The organism is Arsenophonus sp. ENCA (assembly GCF_002287155.1).
Classification (GTDB): domain Bacteria; phylum Pseudomonadota; class Gammaproteobacteria; order Enterobacterales; family Enterobacteriaceae; genus Arsenophonus; species Arsenophonus nilaparvatae.
The window spans coordinates 1-1,992 of sequence record NZ_NHNG01000090.1 but is presented as its reverse complement, the minus strand read 5'-3'; the positions used below and the strand labels follow the sequence as shown (position 1 = coordinate 1,992).

The window sequence follows — 1,992 nt, the reverse complement described above, 5'->3', positions numbered from 1 at the left end:
TACCTTATTTGCTAATGCTGGCGTAGTTACTCAAGTCCTTTCTGAATTAGCTAAAAGTCCATTTAACTCTTAATTTTTTTATTGGCATTAACGCATTACTGCTACTTCTCAAGATATTAACTCTTCTACGCTCATGTCTACGACTACGAGCATTATCATAACCATGAAAGTTACACATATTACCTCCTACAATGGGTTTTGGYGGTGTGTGCCRGAGGTAWCYGGATTATATYTACAGYCATATTGGTAGTACCCTGGTGTTGGTTTNYAAYTTAATGGCTGTATTTTGGTTATTTCACACACCCCAAAASCRACTGTTTGGGTGTTTTATGGTTNCGCTTTTTCAGCGARAKAGTSTTAAAGAGCGGTACTGCTTAACTGTCGTCACTTGCCTTCATGTTCGTACGCCTCAGGCTGGCTACTTGGCAACGTCTGGCAAGGTTTCAGATAACTCGAAGTATTGTCTGGCGTTTGCCTGTTGCAGTGAGTTGATGAACATAAATTTAAGTTATCTTAATAAAAAAGTCAAGATTTAATTAAATATAACTTAAATTATAAGGTAAAATTTTTAATATAAATTTATAATATGATGATTTTAATAGAATTATTTTTCAGTGGTTAAAAAGGGAATTGTTAAAACAAATAGGAAGTGTAAACCTACGGAGATCAATAGGCTATGTGATATGATATGTTGAATAGGGGATTAATGGGATAGTAGCGAGAGGGCAATAAAAAAACCTCGGTGGAGAATTGATTAAATTATGCTGCTAACCTATTTATCCATATTGCTCTTTTTGCAAAAGGTAGAATTTGATTGGTTTCATTAAAATTTATCTAACTTTTAGTTATATATAATTAATATTTTACCTACACCCCTATCGCTATGCTCTTTTGGATTTTTTCTCTTTTTCTTTCATTTCTTTATAGATTCGTTCAAGATTAGCCCTAGTCTCAGTAATATCTTTCAGATAATTTTTTTGTTCTTCTTCTGTAAGAGCATTGAACATATCTAAAAGATTTTCTTCTCTTTTAGTCAGTCTGCTATATTTATAATTATCATTTTGATCTTGCTTGGATTTAGTTGTACCTCTAATGATATATTCAGGAGTACATATCAAGGCATCAGCCAAAGACAGTAAGTTATCTCCGTTAGGTTCAGTTTCTTCTTTTTCCCACTGTGAAATTGCAACATGAGATACCCCAACTTTTTTCCCAAGCTGTTGTTGTGTGAGCTCAAGCTCTTTTCTTCGCAATCTAATGCGCTGCCCGATCGATTTAATTTCCATAATTAAGTTATCTTAATTCTTCTTGACTTAAGTTTCCTTTAAATTAATAATTAAAGTATTCTTTAATGGAGGTATGAATGCTAAAAGATGAGGTCGTAGATTTTTTTGGTTCTCATCGAGAAATCGCATTGAAATTAATGATTTCTGATTCAGCAGTTTCTCAGTGGAGAACAGTTATCCCTGAAAGATCAGCGCTAAAGTTGGAGCGCATAACTAAGGGAGAATTAAAATACAGAACTGAGTTTTATAGAAAAAAATAAAATTATCGCTCTTTAACATCTTGGCCTCCCTGAAATTGGGAGATTTTTAAATTCCCAGCCCATCGGGAGGGATAACTATTATCTGAAACTTATGGAATTAAGTATAGACATGGAAACCACAATTACACGCAAATCAAATGCAAAAAACATTGAAGCCAAAATACGCAATGGCATTCAGGCTCATTCAGCAATAAGAATTGCTGAGGCTATTGGCGTCAATCCCTCTCAAATCACGAGATGGCAGTCAGAGGATGGAATAATTCCTAAGATGGCAAGACTGCTTGATTGCATAGGGTACGATTCACCGAAGCAGGATTTAAAACTAGTTGCTGAATAGAGACTTGCATTTTTTGTCACGCTATTGAGAATAAAAAGAGGTTTAACTTAGAGAATAAAGGTTTGAAATGATCAACAAAGAGCGGCTGTTACGAGATAATCGTTTATGT

4 protein-coding genes are annotated in these 1,992 nt (G+C 34.4%); 2 read left to right on the top strand and 2 right to left on the bottom strand.

Translation table 11 applies throughout. The features are described from left to right. Nucleotides 1-46: 46 nt before the first annotated feature. Both CBG25_RS02640 and CBG25_RS02635 read right to left on the bottom strand, forming a co-directional pair. Nucleotides 47-178 (bottom strand): hypothetical protein, encoded by a 132-nt coding sequence (locus CBG25_RS02640; protein WP_290604331.1) that lies wholly within the window; start codon nucleotides 176-178, stop codon nucleotides 47-49. Nucleotides 179-881: 703 nt separating this feature from the next. After that, nucleotides 882-1,286: a helix-turn-helix domain-containing protein gene (locus CBG25_RS02635; RefSeq protein ID WP_290604329.1), complete on the bottom strand. Its 405-nt coding sequence runs from the start codon at nucleotides 1,284-1,286 to the stop codon at nucleotides 882-884. Nucleotides 1,287-1,363: 77 nt separating this feature from the next. On the opposite strand from CBG25_RS02635, the gene CBG25_RS02630 reads away from it, so the two are divergent. After that, a complete protein-coding gene (locus CBG25_RS02630) occupies nucleotides 1,364-1,546 on the top strand; it encodes a Cro/CI family transcriptional regulator (protein ID WP_290604327.1) in 183 nt (60 codons plus the stop codon). A gap of 109 nt (nucleotides 1,547-1,655) precedes the next feature. Beyond that, complete coding sequence (locus tag CBG25_RS02625; protein ID WP_290604325.1) at nucleotides 1,656-1,883, top strand: CII family transcriptional regulator; 228 nt, start codon at nucleotides 1,656-1,658, stop codon at nucleotides 1,881-1,883. Nucleotides 1,884-1,992 lie beyond the last annotated feature (109 nt).

Bases quoted from the DNA above. Each gene is read 5' to 3' on its own strand.
- CBG25_RS02640 (WP_290604331.1), bottom strand. From the start codon at position 178: ATGTGTAACTTTCATGGTTATGATAATGCTCGTAGTCGTAGACATGAG.
- CBG25_RS02635 (WP_290604329.1), bottom strand. From the start codon at position 1,286: ATGGAAATTAAATCGATCGGGCAGCGCATTAGATTGCGAAGAAAAGAG.
- CBG25_RS02630 (WP_290604327.1), top strand. From the start codon at position 1,364: ATGCTAAAAGATGAGGTCGTAGATTTTTTTGGTTCTCATCGAGAAATC.
- CBG25_RS02625 (WP_290604325.1), top strand. From the start codon at position 1,656: ATGGAAACCACAATTACACGCAAATCAAATGCAAAAAACATTGAAGCC.